This is a genomic window from Brachybacterium sp. Marseille-Q7125, assembly GCF_023062615.1.
Classification (GTDB): Bacteria; Actinomycetota; Actinomycetes; order Actinomycetales; family Dermabacteraceae; genus Brachybacterium.
In genome coordinates, this window is the sequence record NZ_JALLAL010000045.1 from 1 (window position 1) to 24321 (window position 24321).

A 24321-nucleotide genomic window follows, 5' to 3' on the forward strand; every position below is an offset into this window, starting at 1 on the left:
GCCCGCTTTCGAGGCCGTCGAGATCTCCGACCTGTCACTGAACGACAACCCCACCCGCGCCATCCGCACACTCCACCGATCAGACCCCCGCCGACCGGAGGTGTTGCTTCGACGCTATGACACCACCGCCTGCCGCGCTGGCGAGAGGTGCGGCATAATTGGCAAAAACCAATGCAGAAGTTGCCGCAAGTAAGCAAGTGATGCTCTTGACGAGGAGATGCTTAATCTGCTCAACCATGCTTGCCCTTCCCCCAGGATGCGGTGAGTAAGGCAACGTGCCATTCGCCATCGACCCATTCCATGCCGCCGACGGTGATGTAATCGATTGGGCCGTAGGAGGCTTTCTCTCCGGTCTCGGGATCGGGGCGCGAGTGATCAGAAATAGTAAAGGCCCAGCCTATCTCGAATTCGGTCGTCAGTCCTTCTTCTGATATGAGGTTCACTTCCTCTATGTCGAAGTCGCTCCAGTAGATCCCAGTCTTGCGAGCGGTTCTGATTTCTTCATTGAACTGCTTGCATGCATTGCAGCTGTCCTCTTCTAAGGCTGCAACAACGGTGTCATCTCCTGTCTTGCGCCCCCACATCGACATGGCGATGTAGTACCGGAACGCTTGTGCCGCACCTTCCTCGGTGTGCTCATCCATCCCCGGGAAGTCGGCGCGGTCAGGTGCTGGGATATCGGGTGCGGCCTGGGAGTCGCCGTCGCCGCCTCCATCTCTGGCCCCGTCGTCACCACCACCGTCGCTCGCCTCGCTCTCGTCACCCCCGCCGTCACTGGTCTGGGGCTCAAAGCCGAGGTCCGGTGGCGGCGTGGTGACGGGCCCCTTGCCGTCGTCACAGGCGGCGAGGCCGAGGATGAGCACGGCGGATGCCGTGGCGGCGATGAGGCGTCGGGCCATGAGGAGAGCTCCCTATTCGTGTCGTGGAACACAGTCACGGTAGCGACCCGAGGTCACCGCGTCAGCTGGCTCTCCAAAATTGTGGATAACTCTCCCAGGTTCGCGAGCCTCGCCAGGGGCAGCGTGCCGCGCTCAGGGCCGCCCGTCGCGCCCCCCGCCCTCACTCGGGCGCGTCGCACCCCTCGATGACCTCGTCGAGGATCTCCGCGGTGTCACGCAGGCGGTCGATCTCTTCGCCCAGGCGCCGCCGATGCGCCCGCAGCTCCTCCACCGCACCCCCATCGGCCCCGGCCTCACCGAGCAGCGCGGGCAGCAGCGGCGCGATCTCCCCACTGCTGAGCCCCGCACCGAACAGCCGCTGGACCAGCCGCACCCGCACCACATCGGCCGCATCGAAGCGCCGATGCCCAAGCGGCGTGCGCATCGGCTCCAGCAGCCCCTGCGCCTCGTAGTAGCGCAGCGACCGCTGGCTGACACCGGTGCGAAGGGACAGCTCTCCGATGCTGAAGCTGCCGAGCTGCGCGGGGGTGACATGCGTGTCAAGGACGGTCATGCGTCGACAGTACGTCCCGAGACCATCACTTCCGCGCAGGTCAGACCGGTGTGTCGCGCCATGACATCGATGTCACCGCAGGATTTTCGCGCCGCCCGGAACCCATCTCACCCAGGACCCCAGGCCCAGGACACCACTCAACACCCCGGTGGCAAACCCGCCCCATCTGGCGCACCGTCAACCGACCCGGCAGAGCCCCCACCCGCTCACGTCACCGGCCACGGTCGCAGTAAACTCAGCCCCGTCGGCCACCGCCGTCCCCGGTCTCACCAGCAGGAGGTCCCCATGGCAGCCTTGAGCGGCATGCTGATCGTCATCATCGCGGCGTTCGTGGGGGTCATGTTCCTGGTGGGCGTGGCCGCCGTGATCGTGGGCGGCGTGATCCTGACCCGCCGCTCCGCCGCGAAGAAGGCGCAGGGCGACTCCGTCGCACCCACCGCGCAGGCCACCCCCGCGGCCCCGACGGGCCTGGCCCCCCAGGCTGGACCCGGCCGGATGGCGACCTCTTCCCCGATCGCGCCCCAGGCCGGGTCGCAGCCTCCCTCCCGGCCCCGTCCACAGAGCTGAACCGGTCTCCGGGACCGGGAGGGCACCCGCCGCTCAGGCGGCGGGCTGGACGACGCCGTCGCGCAGCGTGATCACACGGTCCGCATCGTCTGCGAACTCCTCATCGTGCGTGACCATCACGGTCGCGACGGACAGCTCCCGGGTGATCCCCACCAGCAGATCCACCACGGTGCGGGAGCGCTCATGGTCCAGGGCGCTGGTGGGCTCATCGACCAGCAGCACCGCCGGATCCGTGCACAGCGCCCGGGCGATGTTCACCCGCTGGCGCTGCCCGCCGGAGAGCTCATGCGGACGCCGCCGGGCGTACTGCTCCATGCCCACGCGCTCCAGCAGTTCATCGGCCCGCTGCGCCCGGGCCTTCTTCTCCGCCCGACGCAGCCCCGCGATATGGCTTGTGACCAGCAGCTGCTCGCGCACCGTGAGGGCCGGCAGGAGGTTCGGCTGCTGGAACACCACGCCGATCCGATCCCGCCGCACCAGGGTGCGCTTCTTCTCGCTGAGCTGCGCAATATCGGTGCCCTCGATCATGACGGCCCCGGAATCCGGGACCACAAGGCCCGCGGCGACGCTCAGCAGCGTCGACTTCCCCGACCCCGAGGGCCCCAGGATCACCGCGAACTCGCCGCGGTCCACCCGTAGGCTCGCGTGGTCGAGCGCTGTCGTGGTGCGCGGGGTCCCGTCGGCGTGGGTGCCATCGGGATAGGTGACGGTCACGTTGTCGATCCGCAGCGCAGTGCGCACCGGGGCATCGGCCCGATGGGTGTTCGTGCCGGTCGTCGTGGTCGTGGTGGTCATAGGTGCAGCGGTGCTCATGGTGATCAGTTCCCTCCCAGGGCAAGCAGCGGATCCACGCGGGTGACGCGGCGGGTGGCGACGATGGAGCCCAGCAGTCCGATGAGCAGCACGCCCACCACCGGCAGCACCACCGTCACGACGGATGATTCGAAGGGGGCGACGCCCTCGAGCGCTGCGCCACCGGCCCAGCCGACGAGCCCGCCGGCCGCCGCGCCGGCCAGTAGCAGGATCGCCGCCTGGCCCACGGTGTCGCGCAGGACGTAGCGGGCGCTCGCGCCCAGGGCCCGCAGCACCGCGATGTCGCGGGTGCGCTGGATCGTCCACACGGACAGGAATGCGATCGTGACCAGCGCCGAGATCCCGTACAGGAACCCCTGGATGAGGGAGAGCGAGCCGTTCTCCGAGGAGTACGACGGCAGTGCCTGCAGGGACTCCCGGACGCTCAGCGCCCGCGTGTCGGTATCCACGGCGACCGCCTGGACGGCCTCGTCGTCCGCGGCAGCGCCCCGCACCAGCAGAGCGGAGGATTCGGTGTCCTCGGCCTGGTGGGCGAAGGCCCGGAACGTCGCGACGTCCACGTAGCCGACGGGGGAGTGGGAGTACCAGCTGACCTCCACGGTCCCCGCCACAGTCGCCTCCTGCCCGTTGATCGAGACGGTGTCCCCGTCACTGACCTGCAGCGCCTCGGCAGTATCGACGGGCAGCAGGATCTCCCCCTCGTCCAGCGCGGTCGGCAGGGAGGCGGCGACCTGCCCGTCCGGGTCGATCCCCATCAGCGCGAGCGAGGTCACCTCCCCGTCGGCGTCGATGCGCATCTGCCCGACCGACAGCGCCTCGGTCTCCATACCCTCGGCGTCAGACCAGGCGGCAGCTTGATCGGTGGAGACCTGCGAATCAGCCCAGGAGACCTGGTCCCCGAGCGTGGGGGTGAGGACGACGGCATCGGCCGGCAGCTCCTCGATCGCGGAGATGTTCTGGTGCGCCAGGCCCCGCGTGAGCCCGGTCAGCAGCACCAGCAGCAGTGTGAGCAGGGCGATCACCCCGATCATGAGGGTGAAACGCCCCTTGGCATGAAGGATGTCTCGAAGTGCGACGAACATGCCTCCACTCCACTCTTTACGCGAGCCCGACGGATCCGCCCGGCAGGGCGGCATCGGCCGCTGCTCGGTGGAGCCCGGAGCGGTCCGTTCGGACGATGTCCCCTCCACCCCCCGGCTCTACGCTGGAGGAATGCGCGCCCTGAAGGACGGTTTGGACCGCGACAGCACCGACACGCTGGCCGCGCCGCTGCGTATCGCCATGCACCTGGGGTTTCTGCTGCTGCCGACCGTCGGTGCGCTGCGCGCCATCACCACGTCCGACACCCCCAAGGCCCTCGCGATCACCACCGCCGCCCTGCTGGTGACCGTCTACGCGCTGGGAGCCGAGCGGGCGATGCGTCGGCCCTCCCGCCGCGCCGACGGCACCCTGGACCTGCAGCTTCCCGCCGGCGGATGGGTCATGGCGGTGACCGTGGTGTGGATGGGCACGACGATCGTCTCCGCCGCCTTCGTGTGGGTCGCCTTCCCCCTGTTCTTCCTGGTCCTGTTCGCTCTGCCGCGCGTGACACGGGTGATCGCCCTGGCCATCGTGGCGATCTGGGCGATCCTCACGCCGCTGCTCGCCCATGAGCAGTGGGCGCTCGGGATCGGGGAGATCATGGGGCCGATGGTCGGGGCTGTGTTCTCCCTCATCGCCCACGCCGTCTACCGGCGGCTGCTGCGCGAATCCGACCGCAACCGCCGCCTGCTCGCCCAGCTGCGCGAAGCCCAGCAGGACCTCGCCGATTCCGAGCGCCGCAAGGGCGTGGTCGAGGAACGCCAGCGCCTGGCCCAGGACCTCCACGACACCCTCGCCCAGGGCCTGAACTCCATCGTCATGCAATCCCGGGCCGCGGCCGCCGTGCACCCCGGGGCCGCCACCGAGCTGGACGGTATCGAGAACACTGCTCGGGAGAACCTCGCCGAGGCCCGGCGGATCGTTCGCGACCTCGCCGACCGCGCCGGAGAGAGCACGCTCGAGCAGTCCCTGCGGACCGTCATCGCCGCCGCCGAACGCCAGCCCGGGGCGCCGGGCCTCGAGCTGCGCGTGGACGGAAGCGCCCGCGAGCTCGAACCCGCGCAGATCGAGACCCTGCATCGCGGCGCCCAGTCGCTGGTCGCGAACGTGCTGCGCCACGCCCGGGCGGAGCGGTGCGTGCTCACCCTGGCGTGGTGGGAGGACCGGGTGAGCCTGGATGTGGCCGACGACGGCATCGGCTTCGACCCCGCGACCGTGACCACCCGCGCCGCCAGCGGGAACGGGCCCGAGCGCGCCGATGGCGGGGATGGGCTCCGCCTGCTGCGCCGCCGCCTTGCGAGCGCCGACGGTACCGTGAGCATCGACTCCGCCTCCGGCGAGGGCACCACCGTCGGACTCGTGCTGCCGCTGGAACCCGCTGCGGGACTCGAGACCACAGCCCCCGCAGAACCCCGAGCCCCCGCAGCACCCCACGCCGCCGTTGAGCCCCGAGCCGCAGTTGAGCCCCGAGCCGCCGCAGTCCCCGAGGAGGCGCCATGAGCATCCGCATCATGATGGTGGACGACCACCCCGTGGTCCGTGCGGGCCTGCGCGCCCTGCTCGAAGCGGACCCGGACATCGAGGTGGGCTGCGAGGTGGGATCCGGGGAGGCGGCGCTCGCCGAACTGGACCGCCTGGTCACCCTCGGGGATACCCTCCCGGACCTGGTGCTCATGGACCTGAACCTCGGCGCCGGCGCCGGCGGTATCGAGACCACCCGTACCGTGCGCGAACGCCACCCCGGGGTGCAGGTCCTTGCGGTCACGACGTTCGACACCGAGGCGGACATCGTCGGCGCCCTCGAAGCCGGGGCCGTCGGCTACGTCCTCAAGGACTCCCCGACCGCGGCCCTCGTGGACGCCGTGCGGGAGGCCGCCGCCGGACGCTCCGTGCTGTCCCCGGAGGTGCAGCAGCGGCTCGTGGCCCGCATGACCAGCCCCGCGACCGCCCTCTCCCCGCGCGAGAGCGAGATCCTCGAAGCCCTCGCCGGCGGCGCGACGAACCGGCAGGTCGCCAAAGCCCTGTTCATCTCCGAATCCACCGTCAAAACGCACCTGGTGCACCTGTACGAGAAGCTCGGCGTGGACAACCGCACGGCCGCCCTGCGCGTGGCCCGGGAGCGTCGGCTCATCCGCTGAGGCGTGCCCGGGTCGGGAGTGCTGGCAGTGCTGGTGACGCTGGCTGTGCGGTGCCCGGACGGTGCAGTGCCCGGGGCCCGGATGGCTTCGGTCCCTGGCTGCCACGGAGCGCTGGTGCCAGGATGTGGCCATGACCGTGCTCATCGCCTACGCCACTCACTCCGGCGCCACCCGCACCCTCGCTGAAGCGCTCGCCGAACCGCTGCGCGAGGCCGGGCTGGACCCCGTGCTCGCCGACGTCGAGACCGACCCGGACCCCGCCGCGCACGACGCCGTGGTGCTCGGCTCCGGCATCCGCGCCCTCTCCGTCGAAAAGAGCGCCTCGACCTGGGCTACCACGCATATCGACGCGCTCGGCACGAGGCCCTTCGCCTTCTTCTCCGTCTCCGGCTCCGCCGCAGACCCGGCCAACCGTGAGAACTTCAAGCCCACCGACGCGTTCCTCGCCAAGCTCACCCTGCACCCCATGGCCGTGAAGAACTTCCCCGGCTGGGTGATCATGGACAAGATTCCCCTGCACGAGCGGCTGCTGCTGAAGTCCATGCGCACCCCCGTCGGCGACTTCCGCGACCTCGAGGCCGTCAAGGAGTGGGGACGGCACCTGGTGGGGCTGCTCGGGGGCTGACCTGCAGTGACGATGTCCTACGCCGGTAGTACAATGCGGTCATGACGACGATCAGCAAGCGCGAGCTCAACCAGCAGACCGCCGCGGTGCTCGCTCGTGTCACCGATACGGAGGATGTGGTCGTGACGGAGCGGGGCGTGCCGCGGTGGCGCGTCAGCAGCGCCCGAGAATCCGAAGGCGTGCTGGCGAGGCTCGAGCGGCAGGGGAGATTCACCCCTGCGCGGTCGACGCCGTCCCCGTGGCCGTCGCGGGTCGGCGGGCCCGTGTACACCTCGAGTGAGGCGGATGCGTTCCTCGCCGAGATGCGCGGCGATCACTGAGTCATGAGCAGTGACCTCGTCTATCTCGACTCCTCCGTAGCTCTCCGCGCGATCCTCGATGTTCCGGAACGCACGAAAGTCCAGTCCTGGATGGACCGGGCCGGGACTCTCGTGTCCTCCCGCCTGCTCCGCACCGAGGTGGTGCGCGTCCTCCGCCGTGAGGGACGGTCCCTCGTCGACGGGACGCCGCTCCTGGATCGGGTGGGACTGCTCGAGATCGGGCGCGACACGCATGCTGTGGCCGAGTCCATCGAGCGCCACGTGAAGACCCTCGATGCGCTGCATCTCGCCACTGCGCTGCTCCTGGGCGAGCCGGTCGTCGTCGCCACCCATGACAGGACGATGAAAGACGTCGCGGCGCATCTCGGGCTGGAAGTCCTGGACCCTGTCGATCGCGTCGGATGAGGCCGAATCGACCGTTCCGTTTTCCTCATCCTTTCCGCACGACCCGCAGGAACAGCTCATGGAAGCGTGTCTCGCCGGTGGACTCGGGTGGAAGGCGAGACCCATGACCCGGCTCTGCCGCGCCGCGACCGCGCGGCCGTCCGGCAGCGCGGCGAGCAGCTCCGCGACCGCCCAGATCTCCTCGATCAGCGGCGCGGATGAACGCGGCCCGCACCGGCGGCCCGTCGGCCGGCGGACCCTCGAGCGCGGGCACCGCGAGGTCCGTCTCGAAGGACTCCGTCTGCCGACCGAAGGCGTTGCGGCGCACGGTCACATCCAGCCCGCCGAAGGTCTCCTGACCGGGGCTGCCGCCCCGCAGGCGCTCGGCCAGCAGGATCAGCCCCGCGCAGGTGCCGAGCACCGGGAGCCCGCCCGTGATCACCTCCCGCAGCGGCTCCCGCAGGCCGGTGGCCAGAGGATTGTCGATCATCGCCTGACCGAACGAGGCAATACCGTTCACCACCGGTACACCGATGTTGTCCCAGGTCCATCCAGCTGCCTCTTCAGCAGTGCCGAGAACCCAGTCCAGAGGATCGAAATCGATGCCGAGGTTCTCGCGGGCGTGCTCCAGGGCTACCGATCTCGCCGCCTCGGGGCCGGGAGCCATGGAGATGATGCGGGCATGTGCCCCGGGGCCGAGCGGGAAGAGCAGGGCGAAGGACGCCCGGCCGAACCGTGTGGCGAGGGAGTGGTCCGGCAGGCCCTCGACGAGCGCGCTGACACCGGTGTCCTCGGCATCGGTCCCGGACAGGAGCGCGACGAGCCGGTGTCGCCACCGCGGGGGCGCTCCCTCGCTCTCCAGGGCGCCGGCGAGCAGCGCTTCGTTCTGGCTCTGCTCGAAGATCTGCAGTCCCGGATAGGGGGTGTCGTCCTCCTGGATGGATTCGATGGAGAACCCGACGGTATCGGCGTTCTCCCCCAGCCGCGCCGAGCAGCTGATGCTCGGGATGGCAGCGATGCCCCGTCCGCTCCCCCAGGGGATCGACTCTCTCCTGCCCGGTCAGAGGGAGTGGCAGTTCGAGGTCCTGCTGCGCGGTCTGCGGCCCTGAGGCCTACCGGGTCTTCTCGATCGTGCCGACGATCCGCTCGGCGATCTCCCGGAGCGCCGCCTGCTGGGCGGGGTCGAGGGGGCCGATCGCGAGGTCCAGCACCTCCGCGGCGTGGCCCGGCGCGGTCTCGACGACCTTCGCCATCCCGGCCTCGGTGAGCGCGGCGGGCAGGCGCACCAGCAGGCTGGTCAGGGCGCGCCAGGTCCGCTGCTCCTCGGGCGTGAGCCAGCGCGGGTCCTCGGGGTCCTCACCTGCGCGAGCCTACCCGCGACGCCCGGTCAGCCGAGCGATCCGAACCAGGCGCGGCACAGCTCGTCCTCGCCGGGCGCGGTGGTGATTTCCAGCAGGTGCCCGGTCTCGGTCCGCGCGAACGTGGGGGAGTAGTTCGGGCAGTAGTTGTCCCACGGATCCTCGACCGGCACCGGCGCGGGCTCGGTGACCCAGCGGATCCTCCCCTGCAGGGAGCGGCTGTTCGTGCGCAGCACCACCTGCCCGTTCAGCGGGGAGAGCCCCCCGTCGTCCATGTAGTGCATCTGCGAGCCGAGCAGTACCGATCCGTCCTCGTCCACCAGCAGGGTGGGGGTGTGGCGGGGCTCGGTGCCATCGGCCGCCCGGATCACCGCATCCCGCGCGGTCGGATCGCCCCAGTGGCGCGGATCATCGGTGGTGCGCACGAAGGTGCGGCAGAAATCCTTGGGCCCGCACACCTCGTAGCTCATCGCCCACGCCCCGGTGCGCAGGCGGCGCACATTCGGCATCCCGGGACGGGCCGACGGGTCCTCCAGCTCGATCACCGGCTCCGGATCCGTCCAGGTGAGCCCATCGGTCGAGGTCTGCTGCACGATCTTCTGAGAGTGGTTCTCCCCGTCGGTCTCATCGCAGAACCACATGACGAGCGTCCCGTCATCGGCCACCGCGAACTCCGGCTCCCACAGTCCGCCCTCGTTCTCGGCGACGTGGCTGATGGCGATCTGCTCCCAGGTGCGGCCCACGTCGGTGCTCGCCCAGATGCGGATGGACATGCGCCGCTCGGGCCGATCCTGCCCCACCGACGCCGCCCACAGCAGGGTCCCGGTCGGCAGCTCACCCACGGCGCGCGGCAGCTCGAACAGCGTCGCGCAGCACAGGCCCTCCCCGCCCGAGGTCGCGTCGTCGAACACGGAGCCCACCTGCGTGAATGAGGCGCCACCGTCGGTGGACTCCCAGATCGCCCCGGACCCGGAGGGGCCCTCGAAGGTCACGATCGAGGCGAGCAGCCGCTCGGTCGGATCGTCCTGGCGGGTAAGGCGCAGCACCCGCGGGTACAGCCCCACCCCGTCGTGCAGCAGCTGCGGCGCACGGTCCTGGCCGCGGCGCGGCCCGCGTCCAGGGCGGGAGGGGGCCGACGGGGGTGGCGCCGCGATCGCCGGAGCGGCCGCGGAGGTGGTGAGCGCCGCGGCCAGGGCCGTGGTCACAGTGCGTCGACGCATGATCGGGGTCCTCTCTGCAGGGTTTCTCGGTCGGGAACTGCCGGTCAGGTGTGCCCGTTGTCAGGGCTGCTCGGCGCGCAGGCGCAGCATCGCCCAGCAGATCGGCGGAAGCTCGGCGAGGATCCGCCCGTCCTCGACGTGCACGCCAGGCAGTGGCCGCGGGGTGACCGCCTCGGGGTCCTCGGCGGAGTTCACGGTGCGGGGGTCCTCCTCATGCAGGTGCAGCGCCTCGATCACCGTGAGCGGCCCGAACGCGCTCACATCCACGGCAAGCTCGAGAGTCTCCTCCGCCGAGCGGTTCACCGCGAACACGGTCAGCAGGCCTTCCTCGTCATCCCAGGTGGCGACCGCGTCCAGGCAGGTGCTCTCCCCATGCCGGGCGCTGGTGAACATCGGGGAGTCCACGACGGTGTGCAGCACCGTGCCGTGGGCATGCCGGGAGGTCAGCGCGAAGGGGTGGAAGATGCTCTGGCGCCACGCCGGCCCGCCCGGGGTGGTGCGGATCGGCGCGAGGACGTTCACGAGCTGCGCCAGGCACGCGGCGCCCACCCGGTCGGCGTGCTGCAGGATCGTGATCAGCAGGCTTCCCAGCACCACAGCGTCCTGCACGTCATAGGTGGACTCGGCGAAGCGCGGGGCGATCGGCCAGTCATCACCGCTCGGCTCCTCGCCGGGGTCCGGCCCGGGATGGACCACGTTCCACTCATCCAGGCTGATCAGCACCTGCTCGCGCGAACCCTGCATGGCTGCGACGTGATCGCAGACCGCGGCCACCGCGCGTAGGTACCCATCGAGGTCATCGGCTGAGGCGAGATAGGAGGCGGCATCCGCGTCGCGCTGCTGGTAGTAGACGTGCGCGGAGATCATCGCGACCTCATCCCCGCAGGCCTCCAGCACCACCTGCTCCCAGCGCCCGTAGGTGGGCATCGTCCAATGCGAGGACCCGCAGGCGATAAGCTCCAAACCGGGATCCGCCCGATGCAGCGCGCGAGCCGTCGCACCCGCGAGCATCCCGTACTGCTCCGGCGGCATATGACCCAGCTGCCACGGCCCATCCATCTCATTGCCCAGGCACCACAGGCGCACGTCGTACGGCTCTGGATGCCCATTGCGCGCCCGCGCATCCGCGAGCTCCGTCCCCGGGGCGCCATTGCAGTACTCGAGCAGATCTGCCGCCGCCTGCACGCCGCGGGTGCCGAGGTTCACCGCCATCATCGGCTCCACCTGCGCGGCAGCGCACCAGGCCATGAACTCATCGACCCCAAACGTGTTCGGCTCCGTGGAATGCCAGGCCAGATCCCGCCGCACGGGCCGCTGCTCGACGGGCCCCACCCCGTCCTCCCAGCGGTAGCCGGAGACGAAGTTCCCGCCCGGGTAGCGCACCATACTCACCCCGAGCTCCCGCACCAGTTCCAGCACGTCCTCCCGCAGCCCCTGAGCATCGGCTCGCGGATGGCCGGGCTCGACGATGCCGGTGTAGACGCAGCGCCCCATGTGCTCCACGAACGCCCCGAACAGCCGACGGCGCACGGGTGCGATGACGAACTGAGGGTGCAGGGCGATGCGGGCGAGGCTGCTCATCGACTCACTCCTGGCTCGGGAGGCGGTGACGGCAACGGCACCGCGCGAGGTGTCTGGGCGACAGGTGTTGTCGACCTTAGTTCAACGATGTACTCTGTGTCACGCCTCACACAGCAGTGGGGTGCCGGAGTTCGTCGATGAGCTCCGGGAGCCCGGCCGGGAGCCACCGGCCACCAGGAGCACTCTCGACGACGAGATGGATCACCCGGGATGAGACGACGACGATTCCTCAGCGGCGCCCTTGGCGCCTCGGCCCTCACCGCCCTTGGCGCGACGGGCTGCGGCAACATGCAGTCCGCGGACCCTGACACGATCACCTTCATGTTCCGCGGCTCCACGGAGGAGCGAGACGTGTTCTCGCGGGCCGTCAAGCTCTTCGAAGAGCGCTATGACACCACGGTCAACATCATCTCCACCTCGGCGGACCAATACGCCACCAAGCTGCAGACCGCCATCCTCGGCGGCCGCACCCCGGACGTGTTCTACTTCGACGCTGGCCGCGCCACCGCCTACATGGTCAACGGCGTCCTCGCCGACATCACCCCGTACGTCGAATCCACCGACCTGCCCGTGGATGACATCTGGCAGGCGGGCTTGGACCTGTACACGTTCGACGGCGATCAGCGCGGCTCCGGCCCCATCTACGGGATGCCCAAGGATCTGGGCCCCTTCTCCTTCGGCTTCAACAAGAGCCTCTTCGACGAGATGGGCGTCGAGCACCCCGACCCCGATGTCCCGCTGACCTGGGATGAGTACCTCTCACGCTGTCAGCAGCTGACCGGGGACCGCGACGGCGATGGAAAGGTGGACACCTGGGGTGCGTCCATCAACGTCGGCGCGGAGATCCACGCGTTCCTGTGGTCCAACGGCGCCGACTGGCTGAACGAGGACCTCACGCAGGTCACCGTGGACACCCCCGAGTTCGCCGAAGCCCTGCAGTTCATCGTCGACCTGCGGGAAGTCCACGAAGTCACCCCTTCGATCAACGACACCGAGGGCCTGGACGGCTACCAGCGCTGGCTGCGCGGACAGATCGGCTTCTTCCCCGTCGCCCCCTGGGACCTGACCCTCTACCGCACCCTCGACTTCGACTTCGACCTGTGCCCCTACCCCGTCGGCGCCACCGGTAAGCCGGCCACCTTCATCGGCTCCCTCGGCATCGGCGTGTCCGCGAACAGCACCAAAAAGGACATGGCCGCTGAACTCGCCATGTTCCTCGCCTGCGACCCCGAGGCGCAGGAAATCATCGTCGGCGAAGGCCAGACCATCCCCAACACGCAGACCCACGCCCGCGAATGGGTGAAGGACACCTCCACCGAGCCGCAGAACAAACAGGAGTACATCGACATCGTCGAGGACTACGGCCGGTTCGTGCAGGACATGCTCACCTACACCCCGGAGTGGCTCCACGCCTTCCACACCAACCTCCAGCCCGTCCTCGAGGGCCGCCGCGATGTCGTGGAATACCTGGCCGAGACGCAGCAGTCCATGCAGGGCTTCCTCGACGCCGGGAACGAACAGTTCCGCATCGACCAGGAGGCGAACTCATGACGAGCCCCCGTGACCAGCTCGCCGTCGGCTCTGCCGCGGCCTCCGGTGCCGCCGGGCGCGCCGCCGGGAGCGGCGTCCCCCTGCGGCCGCAGCACGAAAAAGGGCGACTGCACCGCCGCGAACGTATCTGGGGTGGCCTGTTCATCACCCCGCCGGTGGTGGGCTTCGCCCTGTTCGCCCTGGCCCCGCTGCTGTTCTCCTTCTACGCGGCGTTCACCCACTGGAACGGGCTGTCCGCGCCGCTGTTCTCGGGCCTGACGAACTTCCGCACTATGTCCAGCGACCCGCAGTTCTGGCAGTCGCTGGGCAACACGGTGTTCCTCATGCTCGGCATCCCCATCGGCCTCTCGATCTCCCTCGCGCTGGCCCTCGCGCTGAACCGCCGGATCCCCGGCCGCGCGGCGTTCCGCGTCATCTACTACCTGCCGGGCGTCTCCTCCGTCGCCGCGATCTCGATCCTGTGGCAGTGGGCGCTGAACGGCGACTTCGGCCTCATCAACCAGGTACTCGCGATGGTCGGCATCGAGGGACCGAACTGGCTGGCGGAGAAGGCCTGGGTCAAGCCCGCGCTGATCATCATGGGCGTGTGGAAGGGCATCGGCTTCTCCACCCTGCTGTACCTCGCGGCCCTGCAGTCCGTGCCGCGCAACCTCCTGGAGGCCGCGATGCTGGATGGCGCCGGGGCCTGGCGACGCTTCCTGCACGTCACCGTGCCGATGCTCAGCCCCGTCACGTTCTTCCTGGTGGTCACCGGGATCATCGGCGGCGCCCAGATGTTCGCGGAGATCAACATCATGACCCCGACGGGCGGCCCCGAGTTCGGTTCCGCCACCATCGTCTGGTACATCTGGCAGCAGGGCTTCCAGAACCTGAAGCTGGGATACGCGACCGCCATGAGCCTCGTGCTGGGCCTCATGATCTTCGTGGTCACGGCCTTCCAGTTCTACCTGAACTCGCGCAACGTCTTCACGGTGGAATGAGGAGGACCGACCCATGGCGACCACCAGTGCACTGAGCTCCACCCCGCCCGCCGCCGTCGGCGCCGAGGCCGCCCCGCGTCGGCGCCGCAGCGAGCGCCGCTTCCAGAGCCCGGCCGATGTCATCGTGTTCATCCTGCTGTGCCTGGGTGCCTTCACGATGCTGCTGCCGCTGGCCTGGATGCTCTCCACGTCTCTGAAGACCCGGGAGAACGTCTTCGTCCTGCCGCCGCAGTGGATCCCCGACCCGATCGTGTGGGAGAACTACCTGCGGATCTGGGAGGCCGGCCCCATCCTTACCGGCATCATCAACTCCTCGATCGTGTCGCTGACGGTCATCACCATCGGCACCATCACCTCGAGCTTCGCCGCCTACGGGTTCTCCAAGATGAAGATCCCCGGCAAGAACGCGATCTTCCTGGGGCTGCTGGCCGGCATCATGATCCCCTTCCCCGCGCTCATGATCCCCACCTTCATGCTGTTCAGCAGGATCGGCTGGGTGGACACCCTGCTGCCGCTGATCGTGCCGGGCCTGTTCGGAAACCTCATGATGGTGTTCTTCCTGCGCCAGTACCTCATGAGCATCCCCGACTCGCTCATCGAAGCGGCCGTGATCGACGGTGCCTCGCACCCGCAGATCTTCGGACGAATCGTGCTGCCGCTGATCAGGCCCGCGATCGCCGCGCAGGTGATCCTGTGGTTCATGGGCACGTGGAACGACTACCTGGGGCCGATCATCTACCTCAACAGCGAGAACGTGCACACCCTGCAGCTGGTGATCGCGAACTTCAACGCCACCTACGCGGTGCAGACCGACTTCCCGCTGATCATGGCCGCCTCGATCGTCTCCCTCATCCCGGTGCTGGCGGTGTTCCTCATCTTCCAGCGCCAGATCATCGAATCGATCGCCCTGACCGGCAACAAGGGATGAGGACCGGGCGATGACCCAGCAGCACGCCGCCACACCGGCGGAGACCCTCGGCGGAGGAACCGCCGGCACCGTGATGACGGTGCTGGCGTGGGTGCCGCGCCTGGTGCTGCTGCACCTGGCGTGGCTGGCCCTCACCCTGCTGGGCGGTGTGCTGCTCGGGGCGGCGCCGGCCACCGTGGTGCTGATCCGCATCCTGCGCGAGCGGGGTGAAAGGGCCGCTGAGGCTGCCGGAGAGGGCGCCGTGAGGGGTGCCGACGGGGGAGTCGCAGACTCGGGGTGGAGCGGGCTGCTGGTCGCCTGGCGGGCCGAGCTGGGTCCGGCCAACCGCGTGGCCGGGCCCTTCCTGCTGATCGGTGCCGCGGCGGCGCTGAACGTGCTGCTCGGCATCGCCGGGCTGCTGCCCACCTGGTTCGTGCCTGCTGGGCTGATCGTCGCCGCGCTGCTCGCCCTGCTGGGGGCGGTATGCAGCGCCCACGCCCTCGCCCTGCGCGCCGTGCACCCGCAGCTGCCCTTTCCCGCCGCGCGCACCGCCGCGCTCACCGGCCCGCTACTGCTGCCCGGGGCCACACTGTCCTGGATGATCACGATCGCCGCGGCGGCGGTGATCAGTGGGATCATCATGCCCGTGGGCCTGCTCATGAGCGGAGGGATCGGCGTGACGGTGACCGCGGTGCTGCTGGCCCGCGCCTGGGAGCGTCGCATCGTCGACGCTCGGCAGACGGTGGCCGCGGCGTGAGCGAAGCGCACACCGCCGGATCGGAGGAGCCGACGGAGCTGCCGCGCCCCGCGACCATGCGGGACATCGCCCAGCTGCTCGGGGTGTCGATCAAGACCGTCTCCAACGTCGTCAACGACCGGCCCAACGTCGGCCCCGCCACCCGCGAAAAGGTCCAGCAGGCTATCCGGGACCTCAACTACCGCCCCCAGGTGAGCGCCCAGCAGATGCGCACCGGCACCAGCGGGCTGATCACCCTCGCGATTCCCTCCCTGGCCGGCAGCTACTTCTCCGAACTGGCCCAGGAGTTCGCCGACGAGGCACAGCGCCGCCGCCGCAGCATCATGCTCCACAGCACCGCCGCCGGACGGGACGAGGAGCACAGTGTGCTGTCCGGCTTCACGCGTGTGCTGGGTGACGGCGTCGTGTTCAACCCCCTGCTGATCGGCGAAGACGTCCTTGCGCAGCTGGGCCACACCATCCAACCCACCGTGTTCATCGGAGAGCACCTGGAGGAGACCCGCCTGCCGCAGGGCTCGGACTATGTGCGCACCGACAACGAGCAGGCCGCCCACGACGCGACCGTTCACCTGCTGCAGGCCGGCCGCACCCGCATCGCCTACCTCGGGGCGCTCAAGGTCGCTGAAGCCCGGCAGGCCCACTCCACCTCGATGCTGCGCGTGATGGGATACCGGCGGGCGCTCGCCGAGCACGGAGGCTTCGAGCCCATCGTGCAGGAGGTGCCCGGCTGGACCCCAGAGGGCGGCCTGGAGGCGGTGAGGCGACTGTGCGCGAAGCACCCGCAGGTGGACGGCATCGTGTGCGGTAACGACGACATCGCCCGCGGCGCGATCGCCGGACTGCACGCCATGGGGGCGCGGATCCCCGAGGACATCGCCGTCATCGGCCACGACAACATCCACGAAGCCGTGTTGACCACTCCGCCGCTGACCACGATCGACCCCGACCGGCCACGCCTGGCTGCGACCGTGCTGGACCTGCTGCTCGAGCGCATCGGCGGGTATCGGGGCGAGCCGCGTGTGGTGACCACCCCGCATCGGCTGGTGGAGCGCGGGAGTGTGGGGTAGGGGCGAGGGCCGGCTTGGTCGAGATCACCCCGAGGTCACGACTGGCAGAGCCACGGACGATGACGTGATCTGCGCCACGTACTAGCATGCGGGGTCATGCTGGACACCATCACGCGCGTGCGCCTGTCACTCATGATGTTCCTCGAGTTCTTCGTCTGGGGAGCATGGTTCGTCACGCTGGGCACTTATCTCGCCGTGGAGCTCGGCGCCTCAGGGAGTCAGATCTCCCTCGCGTTCCTGACCCAGTCGCTCGGGGCGATCATCGCGCCGTTCATCGTGGGGCTGATTGCGGATCGTTTCTTCCCGGCGCAGCGGATCCTCGGCGTGCTGCACCTGTTCAGCGCGGCCATGCTGTTTCTGGCGGGTCGCCAGGAAGGGTTCGGGTCTTTCTTCATCTTCGCGCTGCTGGCCATGGTGTCGTTCATGCCCACCCTCGCGCTGGCCAACTCCATCTCGTTCCGACGCATGGAGAACCCGGAACGACAGTTCCCGAGCGTCCGGATCTTCGGGACCATCGGCTGGATCATCGCCGGGCTGCTGATCGGCTGGCTGGGCTGGGAGGCCGCCGAGACGCTCTCCCACACCTTCGTGATGGCTGCGATCGGGTCCGCTCTGCTCGGCTTCTACGCCTTCACGCTCCCCCACACCCCGCCAGAGGCGACAGATGGCCCCGCCACGGTCCGGGACATCCTCGGCCTGGATGCGCTCGCGCTCCTGAAGACCCGCTCTTACCTCGTCTTCTTCATCTCCTCGATCCTGATCTGCATCCCCCTGGCGTTCTACTACAACTTCACCAACCTCTACCTCAACGAGATCGGTGTGGAGCGCGCCGCGGCCGTGCAGTCGATCGGGCAGATGTCGGAGGCGCTCTTCCTCCTGGCCATGCCTCTGATGCTCAGGAAGCTGGGGATCAAGAGGACGATCGTGGTGGGGATGCTGGCCTGGGCGCTGCGCTACGTGCTGTTCGGGTTCGGGGATTCCGGCGCGATGATGTGGATGGTGATCATCGGCCTGGTCCTCCATGGCGTCTGCTACGACTTCTTCTTCGTCGCGGGCCAGATCTACACCGATCGCTTCGCTCCCGCGAAGGTGCGCTCTGCTGCGCAGGGTCTGATCTCGCTGGCCACGTACGGGGCGGGCCTGCTGATCGGTGCGCTGGTCTCCGGGCCGCTGGTGGACATGTTCCTGCAGAGCGACGGCACCCATGACTGGAGGTCGATCTGGCTCATCCCGGCAGCGTTCGCTGTCTTGGTCACCATCTTTTTCGTCGGCCTGTTCCGGGAGGAGCAGACCGCCGACGTGCGTGGCTGAACCGTTCAACGTTCGACGACCCTCAACCCATTTCCCCAAGCCGGTTGCATAATGCGTCTGCGCTGGTAGCGTTCCGACTGAACCTGTCGGTGCCGGATCCCGCGAACCGCTCCAGCGCGGTCCCGCGGGGTCGGGTCAGGAAGGACACCAGCGCATGACCACCACCCCAGTTCCCCCACTGCGCGTCGGCGTCGTCGGCACCGGCGGGATCTCCTCCGCCCACCTCGCCGGGTGGCGCGAGCTCGGCGTCGAGCTGCACTGTCACAGTCTCGAGGGCGCTGAGCAGTACGCCGAGCGCACCGGGGCCACGGTCCACGACTCGCTCGCATCGCTGCTTGAGGCCGTGGACATCGTGGACGTCACCACGCCCACGCCCTCGCACCCAGAGATCGTCCACGCCGCCCTGGACGCCGATAAGGACGTGATCTGCGAGAAGCCCTTCGCCCTCACCGGCGAGGAGGCCCGCGAGATGGCCGAGCACGCCAAGCGCGTCGGCCGCGCCCTGTATCCCGCGCATGTGGTGCGGTACTTCCCGCAGTATCACGCCGCGAAGCAGGCCGTGGACGCCGGGCGCATCGGGACCGTCGCCGTGCTGCGCTTCGAGCGTACCGGCACCCTGCCAGACCGTGACTGGTACGCCGATGAGGAGCTCTCCGGCGGCATCGTCATGGACCAGATGATCCACGACATCGACCAGGCCCTGTGGATCGCCGGGCCCGCCGTGAGCGTCTACGCCCAGCAGCAGATCGCCCCGTCAGACTCCCGAATCCGCACCGCGCACGTGGTCCTCACCCACGCCTCCGGCGCGATCAGCCACTGCCGCGGGCTGTGGGGCGCGGAGGGCACCGCCTTCCGCTACACCTTCGACATCGCCGGGGATGCCGGGCGCCTGCAGTACGACAGTGACGGCGATCCCGGGGTCATGTTCGACGCCGTGGCCTCTGCGCGCCAGCGCTCGGGTGACGGGTTCCTGCCGGACGTCTCGACGATGCGCGACCCCTATGCGGCGGAGATCGTCGACTTCATCTCCGCGATCCAGCACCGCACACCCACCCGCGTGGAGGCGGCCGACGGCGTCACCGCCGTGGAGGTCTCCCGCGCCGCCCTCGAGTCCCTGCGCACCGGACGGAGCATCGCATGCTGACCTCGACCGATACCGCCGCGCCGCTGAAGGTGGCGCTCATGAGCTGCGCCCATACCCACGCTGGCTCCTACGCCGCGCTGCTCGATGGCCGCGAGGATGTCCAGCTCGTCGTCGCCGACCCCGACGGGTTCGGGGACGTGCAGGCCAGCCGCGTGGTGGGCAGCTACGAGGAGGCCTGGCAGGCGTGGGATAGCGGGCCCGACGCCATCGTGGTCACCGCCGCGAACGCCGACCACAAGGACCTCGTGCTCGAGGCCGCCCGCCGCGGCGCCCACGTCCTGTGCGAGAAGCCGCTGGCGACGTCGGTCGCGGACGCCGAGGAGATGGTCGCCGCGTGCGCCGGGGCCGGCGTGGTGCTCATGACCGCCTTCCCCGTGCACTTCGCCTCCGCCGTCACCGCGCTCAAACAGGCCGTGGCCGAGGGAACGCTCGGCGAGGTGATCGGCCTGACCGGCACCAACAACGGCAAGCTGCCCGACGGCCGGGACTGGTTCACCGATGTGGAGCTCGCCGGCGGCGGGGCGCTCGTGGACCACACCGTGCACATCGCCGAGATCCTCGACAGCATGTTCGGGCCGCCCGAGACGGTCCACGCCGTCGCCAACCGGATCCTGTGGGCCGACCGCGCTGGCGAAGGCGCCGAGACCGGGGGCCTGGTCACCCTGACCTACGCCTCCGGCATGGTCGCCACCATCGACTGCTCCTGGTCCCAGCCTGAGGACGCCCCCACCTGGGGCGGGCTGCGGCTGCAGGCCGTGGGCACCGGCGGGCAGCTCCAGATCGACGCCTTCGCCCAGCACGTGGGCGGACCCGGCCAGTGGCACGCCTACGGCGAGAACACCGACGCCGTGCTCATCGACGCCTTCCTCGACGCCGTGCGCGCCGGTGAGGCCGTGGAGCCGACGGGCGAGGTGGGCCTGCGGACCGTGCGGATCGTCGCCGCGGCGCAGGAATCCGTGCGGACCGGCCAGCCGGTGCGGGTCGGGCAGGGGTGAGCGGGGGCTGAGTCGGGCTGGACGGGCTCTGTCCGGGGCTGGACAGCCTCGGCCCCAGCCCCGAGCCAACCGGCCCACCGGCGCTCACCCCCGCGTCCGCACCCCGATCATCCCGCCGTCGATCGCGAGCAGCACGCCCGAGGTCGATCGGTTGCGCGGGGAGGCCAGGTAGCAGTGCGCCTCGGCCACTTCCTCGGCGGAGACGAGCCGGCCGTGCGGCTGGCGGGCGTTGAGCGCAGCCCGCTCGGCCGCGGGATCCTCGGCCTTCTCCAGCAGCCGACCGATCCACGGGGTGTCCGCCGTGCCCGGCACCACGGCATTGACCCGGATGCCGTCCTTCGCCCAGTCCGCAGCCATGGCCAGGGTCATCGCGCGGACCGCGCCCTTGGAGGCGGAATACAGCACCCGTTCGGGCAGCCCGACTTCGGAGGCGATCGAGGCGGTGTTGACCACGGCCGCATGCTCGGAGACGCGCAGGTGCGGCAGGGCGGCGCGGACCACGCGCGCCACCGAGGTGGCGTTGATGGAGAAGACCCGCGCCCACTCCTCATCGTCGTTCGCGGTCACGTCCCCCTGCGCGCCGATCCCGGCGTTGTTGATGACGACGTCCAGCCCGCCGAGCTGCTCGGCTGCCTCGGCCACAGCCTGGTCCACGCTCGCAGAGTCAGAGACGTCGCAGGTCAAGGGCAGCGCCCCGGCGGGAGCGCCGTCGGGGTGGAGATCGAGCACGGCCACGCGCGCGCCGCGGGCCATGAGCTCGCGGACGGTCGCGGCGCCGATGCCGGATGCGCCGCCGGTGACCAGCGCGCGGATGCCGTCGTACTCGAGGGCGGGAGCGGTGGAAGGGGACACGGGAACCTCCAGATCAGAGCTCGGACACCTCGATCCTACGGCCAGCCACCCGCTAAGGTCGGATGTATCGCGGCTGGTGCAGAACGCAGCGGCCGGCCGCCCCACCGAGCGTCTCCAGGAGGATCCCGTGGAACTGCGACGTCTAGGCCCCGTCGGCCAGGAGAAACCCGCTCTCGTGCACGAGGGGGTGACCTACCGTCTCGACGGCCTGACCGCTGATGTGGATGGCGCGTTCCTGGCCTCCGACGGGCTCGCCCGCGCGGCCAGCGCCCTCGCTGCCGGGGAGCTTCCTGTTTGGGACGGCGCAGATGGTGAGCGGGTCGGCGCCCCGATCGCGCGGCCGCAGGCCGTGATCTGCATCGGCCAGAACTATGCCGCGCATGCCGCGGAGTCCGGGGCGGAGCCGCCCTCCACCCCGATCATCTTCTTCAAGCACCCGAACACCGTCGTGGGTCCGCACGATCCCGTCGAGATCCCGCCGGGGGCGACCACCGTGGACTGGGAGGTGGAGCTGGGTGTCGTGATCGGCGCGCAGGCGTCCTACCTCTCCGATGAACAGGAGGCGCTGGACGTCATCGCCGGGTACGTCACGAGCCACGACATCTCGGAGCGGAACTGGCAGCTGGAGGACTCCGGCGGGCAGTGGTCCAAGGGCAAGTGCGGTAAGGGATTCAACCCCGTCGGACCCGCGCTGGTGCCCGCCGACCACGTGGATCCGCAGAACCTGCGCCTCTGGTCACGGGTCAACGGGGAGGGGCGACAGGACTCCTCGACCTCGGACATGGTGTTCACCGTGGCGCAGCTGGTCCACCACCTCAGCCAGTACATGGTGCTGGAGCCCGGGGATCTCATCAACACCGGCACCCCGCAGGGCGTGGCCCTCTCCGGCCGCTTTCCCTACCTCGCGGCCGGAGACGTGGTGGAGCTGGGGATCGACGGCCTCGGCAAGCAGCGCCAGGAGTTCGTGCCCCACGCCTGAGAGGGGTGACCCCCGCCTCTCACCGCCCCTCGTCGATCTCCAGCAGGCTCGCGGCGGACTCGATCTCGGTGACCTCGGCGCGCTCCTTGTTCATCCGCTCGAGGTACGGCTGGGCCCGGTCCACCTGCTGCTGCAGGTTCGTCACGGTGGTCAGGAAGTTCTGGTTGGCCTGGGCGCGGAACGTGTCGATCCCGTCCATCGTGCTGAACAGATTGTCGAACGCAGCCTGCAGCGTCTCGGCGGAGACCCCGGAGGTCGCGGCCTGCTGCTGGGTCTTCACCGAGTTGTCGGCGAGCATCTTCGAGGTGCGGTCGATCAGCGAGTCGGTGGTGCGGTTGACCGCATCGATCTGGTCCAGCACGATCTTCTGGTTCTCCAGCGCCTGGGCGGTGATCACCGCGGTGCGCAGCGCCGTGACGGTGGTGGTGCGGGCCCGCTCCACGCCCTGCTGCAGCTGGGTGTTGTTGTCCTCGATGACGCCCATGGACATGTAGGCCTGCACGGTCACGGCGATCTGCGTGGCCACGTCCTGGCGGCGCTGCCGCACAGCGAACAGCACGTCCCGCTCGAGCGCATCGGCCTCCATGCCCTTGCCCTCGCCGCGCAGCTGCTCGGCGCGCCGCACCGCCCGGTCATCCAGCAGACCCAGCAGGTGGGAGGCCTTCTGCAGCGCCTCGAGGTCCTCCCACAGGCCGCGCCGCTCCACGGCGAGCTCCGCATTGTCCTTCTGCAGCATCTCCTGGCCGCGCGAGAGGGCGCCGAGCACCTGGTCGAGCTGATCCTGGTTGGTCTCGAAGTTGCGGAAGTACCGCTTTGCGGCATTGCGGCCGGGCAGCCAGCCCAGCGCCTTGTCCGCGAAGGTCTCCTCCTTGGGGGCGAGGTCCTCCATGGTGGTGCGCAGCTCCGCGAGGGACTTCGCGACCGACTCCTGGGCGTTGCCCTTGTCCTTGGACTGCTTGAGGGTCTGCTGCATGAACCGCGAGGAGCTCTGGCTGGTGCGCTCGAAGGTGCGTCGCGCCACCGCGCCGAGCGCGTTGACCTGCGCGGTGTACTCCTGGGAGGCGGGGTTCATCGCGGCGACCTGCTCCACCCACGCATCGGCCCGCTGCTCGAGCTCGCGCTGCTGCTCTGGCGGCAGATCCGGCAGGGCGGAGACGGCCTGCTCCTCGGTGACCTGCTCGGTCGGCTCGGCAGGGGTCAGCTCGGTCGCGGGGGCGGGCGGCTGCAGCTTGTCCATGGGGTCCTCCTGGGGCGGGGTCGAAGCGATGGGGTCAGGTCTGGTCGGGCAGGCGGGTCAGGGTGGGCGGTCACTCCCGCAGGTCAGGGCCGACGGGGCGGTGCGAAGGTGTCAGACGTCGAAGGTGGGGTCCAGGCGCCGATCGGCGAGCCGCGTGGTGAGGAACTCGTGGTGCACCTCGAGGGAGCGGGTCACCCCGGAGACCACGTCCCCTTCGATCCGCTCCACCCCTTCGGCGAGCACGGCGAGCTGCTCATCGATGCTCTTCAGGTTCGCGAGCGCCTCGCGCCGGGCGTCGCCCTGGAACGAGGCGAGGAAGCGGATGGTGTCCTCGGTGGCATCCAGCAGCTCGGGGATGTACCGCGAGGACATGCCCTCGAGCATCATCACGTCCCCATCGGAGGGCCGACGTCCCTGCAGCACCTCGTGGCCCAGCAGGGCATCGATCCTGGCCAGCAGCGAATCGGCATGCTGCAGCACGGACTTCACGGCAGAGCCGGGGGAGCGGCGGCGCAGCTCGACGATGCGGCGGCGCTGCTGTGTGGTCGCATCCACGACCTCTTCCAGCAGGGCGCGGGTGGAGGGCGCCATATCGGCATCGGTCAAGGTCAGACGGGGCTTGGCTGGTTTGCGGTTCCGCAGCAGGAACGCGGAGCCACCGCCGACCACGGCGCCCACCCCGAGGCCCGCCGCGAGCGGCCACAGCAGCCCGGCACCGCCGATCAGCGCGGCGATCCCGAAGACCGTGAACACGCTGAACCCACTCACGCCGCCCAGCACGGTGGGCACGCCGCGGGTGAGCCACTTCCCGCGGCGGCGCGGCACCGACACGGCTTTTGAGTGCGGCGGATGGACCTTCCCCTCGAGCGGCCCCTGCGCAGGGCGCGGCCCCCACATCGTGCGGCGCTCCGCCGTCGCCTTCCACGGCAGGTCACGGGAGCCCGACGCGGCGGGGGGGGCCGGGCGCGGGGGGGGGGCCGACGGGGCGTGAGCCGCCGAGTCC

27 protein-coding genes are annotated in these 24321 nt (G+C 69.7%); 16 read left to right on the plus strand and 11 right to left on the minus strand.

Annotated features, from left to right (window positions below; genetic code table 11):
• Positions 1-230 precede the first annotated feature (230 nt).
• On the minus strand, positions 231-899 hold the full coding sequence (locus MU407_RS10965; RefSeq protein ID WP_246957417.1) for a DUF6318 family protein: 669 nt from the start codon (positions 897-899) through the stop codon (positions 231-233).
• 160 nt (positions 900-1059) lie between these two features.
• Complete coding sequence (locus MU407_RS10970) at positions 1060-1452, minus strand: MerR family transcriptional regulator (protein WP_102237161.1); 393 nt, start codon at positions 1450-1452, stop codon at positions 1060-1062.
• Between the two features lie 285 nt (positions 1453-1737).
• Between MU407_RS10970 and MU407_RS10975 the strand changes: the two genes are divergently transcribed.
• The gene (locus MU407_RS10975; RefSeq protein ID WP_102237162.1) at positions 1738-2019 is read left to right on the plus strand and encodes a hypothetical protein; all 282 of its coding nucleotides are present in this window, start codon (positions 1738-1740) and stop codon (positions 2017-2019) included.
• A gap of 33 nt (positions 2020-2052) precedes the next feature.
• Here the strand turns inward: MU407_RS10975 and MU407_RS10980 are convergent, their stop codons facing one another.
• Together MU407_RS10980 and MU407_RS10985 are read right to left on the minus strand one after the other, a co-directional pair.
• A complete protein-coding gene (locus MU407_RS10980) occupies positions 2053-2814 on the minus strand; it encodes an ABC transporter ATP-binding protein (protein ID WP_246957420.1) in 762 nt (253 codons plus the stop codon).
• Positions 2815-2837: 23 nt separating this feature from the next.
• A complete protein-coding gene (locus tag MU407_RS10985; protein WP_246957423.1) occupies positions 2838-3914 on the minus strand; it encodes an ABC transporter permease in 1077 nt (358 codons plus the stop codon).
• Positions 3915-4044: 130 nt separating this feature from the next.
• Here MU407_RS10985 and MU407_RS10990 point away from each other — a divergent pair, with 130 nt between their 5' ends.
• The 5 genes from MU407_RS10990 to MU407_RS11010 all read left to right on the plus strand — a co-directional run bounded on the left by MU407_RS10990 (position 4045) and on the right by MU407_RS11010 (position 7400).
• Positions 4045-5412 carry a histidine kinase gene (locus MU407_RS10990; protein ID WP_246957425.1) on the plus strand — a complete coding sequence of 456 codons (1368 nt, stop codon included), beginning with the start codon at positions 4045-4047 and terminating at the stop codon, positions 5410-5412.
• The gene (locus MU407_RS10995; protein WP_246957428.1) at positions 5409-6050 is read left to right on the plus strand and encodes a response regulator transcription factor; all 642 of its coding nucleotides are present in this window, start codon (positions 5409-5411) and stop codon (positions 6048-6050) included. The genes MU407_RS10990 and MU407_RS10995 overlap by 4 nt, the downstream gene beginning before the upstream one ends.
• Positions 6051-6180: 130 nt before the next feature.
• Positions 6181-6675 carry a flavodoxin domain-containing protein gene (locus tag MU407_RS11000; protein ID WP_102237167.1) on the plus strand — a complete coding sequence of 165 codons (495 nt, stop codon included), beginning with the start codon at positions 6181-6183 and terminating at the stop codon, positions 6673-6675.
• A gap of 41 nt (positions 6676-6716) precedes the next feature.
• Positions 6717-6995, plus strand: a complete 279-nt coding sequence (locus tag MU407_RS11005; RefSeq protein WP_102237168.1) for a type II toxin-antitoxin system prevent-host-death family antitoxin — start codon at positions 6717-6719, stop codon at positions 6993-6995.
• 3 nt (positions 6996-6998) lie between these two features.
• Positions 6999-7400 carry a PIN domain-containing protein gene (locus MU407_RS11010; RefSeq protein ID WP_246957430.1) on the plus strand — a complete coding sequence of 134 codons (402 nt, stop codon included), beginning with the start codon at positions 6999-7001 and terminating at the stop codon, positions 7398-7400.
• A gap of 25 nt (positions 7401-7425) precedes the next feature.
• On the opposite strand, the gene MU407_RS11015 is transcribed toward MU407_RS11010, so the two are convergent.
• Entirely contained in the window at positions 7426-8046 is a 621-nt protein-coding gene (locus MU407_RS11015; protein ID WP_246957433.1) for a hypothetical protein, read from the minus strand.
• Between the two features lie 256 nt (positions 8047-8302).
• Between MU407_RS11015 and MU407_RS11020 the strand changes: the two genes are divergently transcribed.
• Entirely contained in the window at positions 8303-8488 is a 186-nt protein-coding gene (locus MU407_RS11020; protein ID WP_246957436.1) for a hypothetical protein, read from the plus strand.
• Positions 8489-8491: 3 nt separating this feature from the next.
• Here MU407_RS11020 and MU407_RS11025 read toward each other — a convergent pair whose 3' ends face one another.
• The 3 genes from MU407_RS11025 to MU407_RS11035 form a co-directional block, all read right to left on the minus strand.
• Positions 8492-8665, minus strand: coding sequence for a hypothetical protein (locus MU407_RS11025; RefSeq protein ID WP_246957437.1), 174 nt, complete (start codon positions 8663-8665; stop codon positions 8492-8494).
• 101 nt (positions 8666-8766) lie between these two features.
• On the minus strand, positions 8767-9957 hold the full coding sequence (locus MU407_RS11030; RefSeq protein ID WP_246957440.1) for a sialidase family protein: 1191 nt from the start codon (positions 9955-9957) through the stop codon (positions 8767-8769).
• Positions 9958-10017: 60 nt separating this feature from the next.
• Positions 10018-11538 (minus strand): alpha-N-arabinofuranosidase, encoded by a 1521-nt coding sequence (locus tag MU407_RS11035; protein WP_246957447.1) that lies wholly within the window; start codon positions 11536-11538, stop codon positions 10018-10020.
• Positions 11539-11748: 210 nt separating this feature from the next.
• Between MU407_RS11035 and MU407_RS11040 the strand changes: the two genes are divergently transcribed.
• From MU407_RS11040 to MU407_RS11075, 8 genes are all read left to right on the plus strand, one after another.
• A complete protein-coding gene (locus MU407_RS11040; protein WP_246957455.1) occupies positions 11749-13089 on the plus strand; it encodes a sugar ABC transporter substrate-binding protein in 1341 nt (446 codons plus the stop codon).
• On the plus strand, positions 13086-14069 hold the full coding sequence (locus MU407_RS11045; protein WP_102237175.1) for a sugar ABC transporter permease: 984 nt from the start codon (positions 13086-13088) through the stop codon (positions 14067-14069). Before MU407_RS11040 ends, MU407_RS11045 begins: the two co-directional genes overlap by 4 nt.
• A gap of 13 nt (positions 14070-14082) precedes the next feature.
• Positions 14083-14997: a carbohydrate ABC transporter permease gene (locus tag MU407_RS11050; protein ID WP_102237176.1), complete on the plus strand. Its 915-nt coding sequence runs from the start codon at positions 14083-14085 to the stop codon at positions 14995-14997.
• Between the two features lie 10 nt (positions 14998-15007).
• Positions 15008-15733, plus strand: a complete 726-nt coding sequence (locus tag MU407_RS11055; RefSeq protein WP_246957457.1) for a DUF624 domain-containing protein — start codon at positions 15008-15010, stop codon at positions 15731-15733.
• Complete coding sequence (locus MU407_RS11060; RefSeq protein WP_246957459.1) at positions 15730-16800, plus strand: LacI family DNA-binding transcriptional regulator; 1071 nt, start codon at positions 15730-15732, stop codon at positions 16798-16800. The genes MU407_RS11055 and MU407_RS11060 overlap by 4 nt, the downstream gene beginning before the upstream one ends.
• A 96-nt stretch (positions 16801-16896) precedes the next feature.
• The gene (locus MU407_RS11065) at positions 16897-18111 is read left to right on the plus strand and encodes a nucleoside permease (RefSeq protein WP_246957461.1); all 1215 of its coding nucleotides are present in this window, start codon (positions 16897-16899) and stop codon (positions 18109-18111) included.
• A 154-nt stretch (positions 18112-18265) separates the two neighbouring features.
• Positions 18266-19255, plus strand: coding sequence for a Gfo/Idh/MocA family oxidoreductase (locus MU407_RS11070; RefSeq protein ID WP_246957464.1), 990 nt, complete (start codon positions 18266-18268; stop codon positions 19253-19255).
• Entirely contained in the window at positions 19249-20250 is a 1002-nt protein-coding gene (locus tag MU407_RS11075) for a Gfo/Idh/MocA family oxidoreductase (RefSeq protein WP_246957467.1), read from the plus strand. Before MU407_RS11070 ends, MU407_RS11075 begins: the two co-directional genes overlap by 7 nt.
• An 84-nt stretch (positions 20251-20334) precedes the next feature.
• Here MU407_RS11075 and MU407_RS11080 read toward each other — a convergent pair whose 3' ends face one another.
• Entirely contained in the window at positions 20335-21102 is a 768-nt protein-coding gene (locus MU407_RS11080; protein ID WP_158239503.1) for an SDR family oxidoreductase, read from the minus strand.
• A gap of 127 nt (positions 21103-21229) precedes the next feature.
• Between MU407_RS11080 and MU407_RS11085 the strand changes: the two genes are divergently transcribed.
• On the plus strand, positions 21230-22081 hold the full coding sequence (locus tag MU407_RS11085; RefSeq protein WP_246957469.1) for a fumarylacetoacetate hydrolase family protein: 852 nt from the start codon (positions 21230-21232) through the stop codon (positions 22079-22081).
• Between the two features lie 19 nt (positions 22082-22100).
• On the opposite strand, the gene MU407_RS11090 is transcribed toward MU407_RS11085, so the two are convergent.
• The gene (locus tag MU407_RS11090; RefSeq protein ID WP_246957471.1) at positions 22101-23318 is read right to left on the minus strand and encodes a toxic anion resistance protein; all 1218 of its coding nucleotides are present in this window, start codon (positions 23316-23318) and stop codon (positions 22101-22103) included.
• A gap of 111 nt (positions 23319-23429) precedes the next feature.
• Entirely contained in the window at positions 23430-24149 is a 720-nt protein-coding gene (locus MU407_RS11095; RefSeq protein WP_246957473.1) for a hypothetical protein, read from the minus strand.
• Positions 24150-24321: the final 172 nt, after the last annotated feature.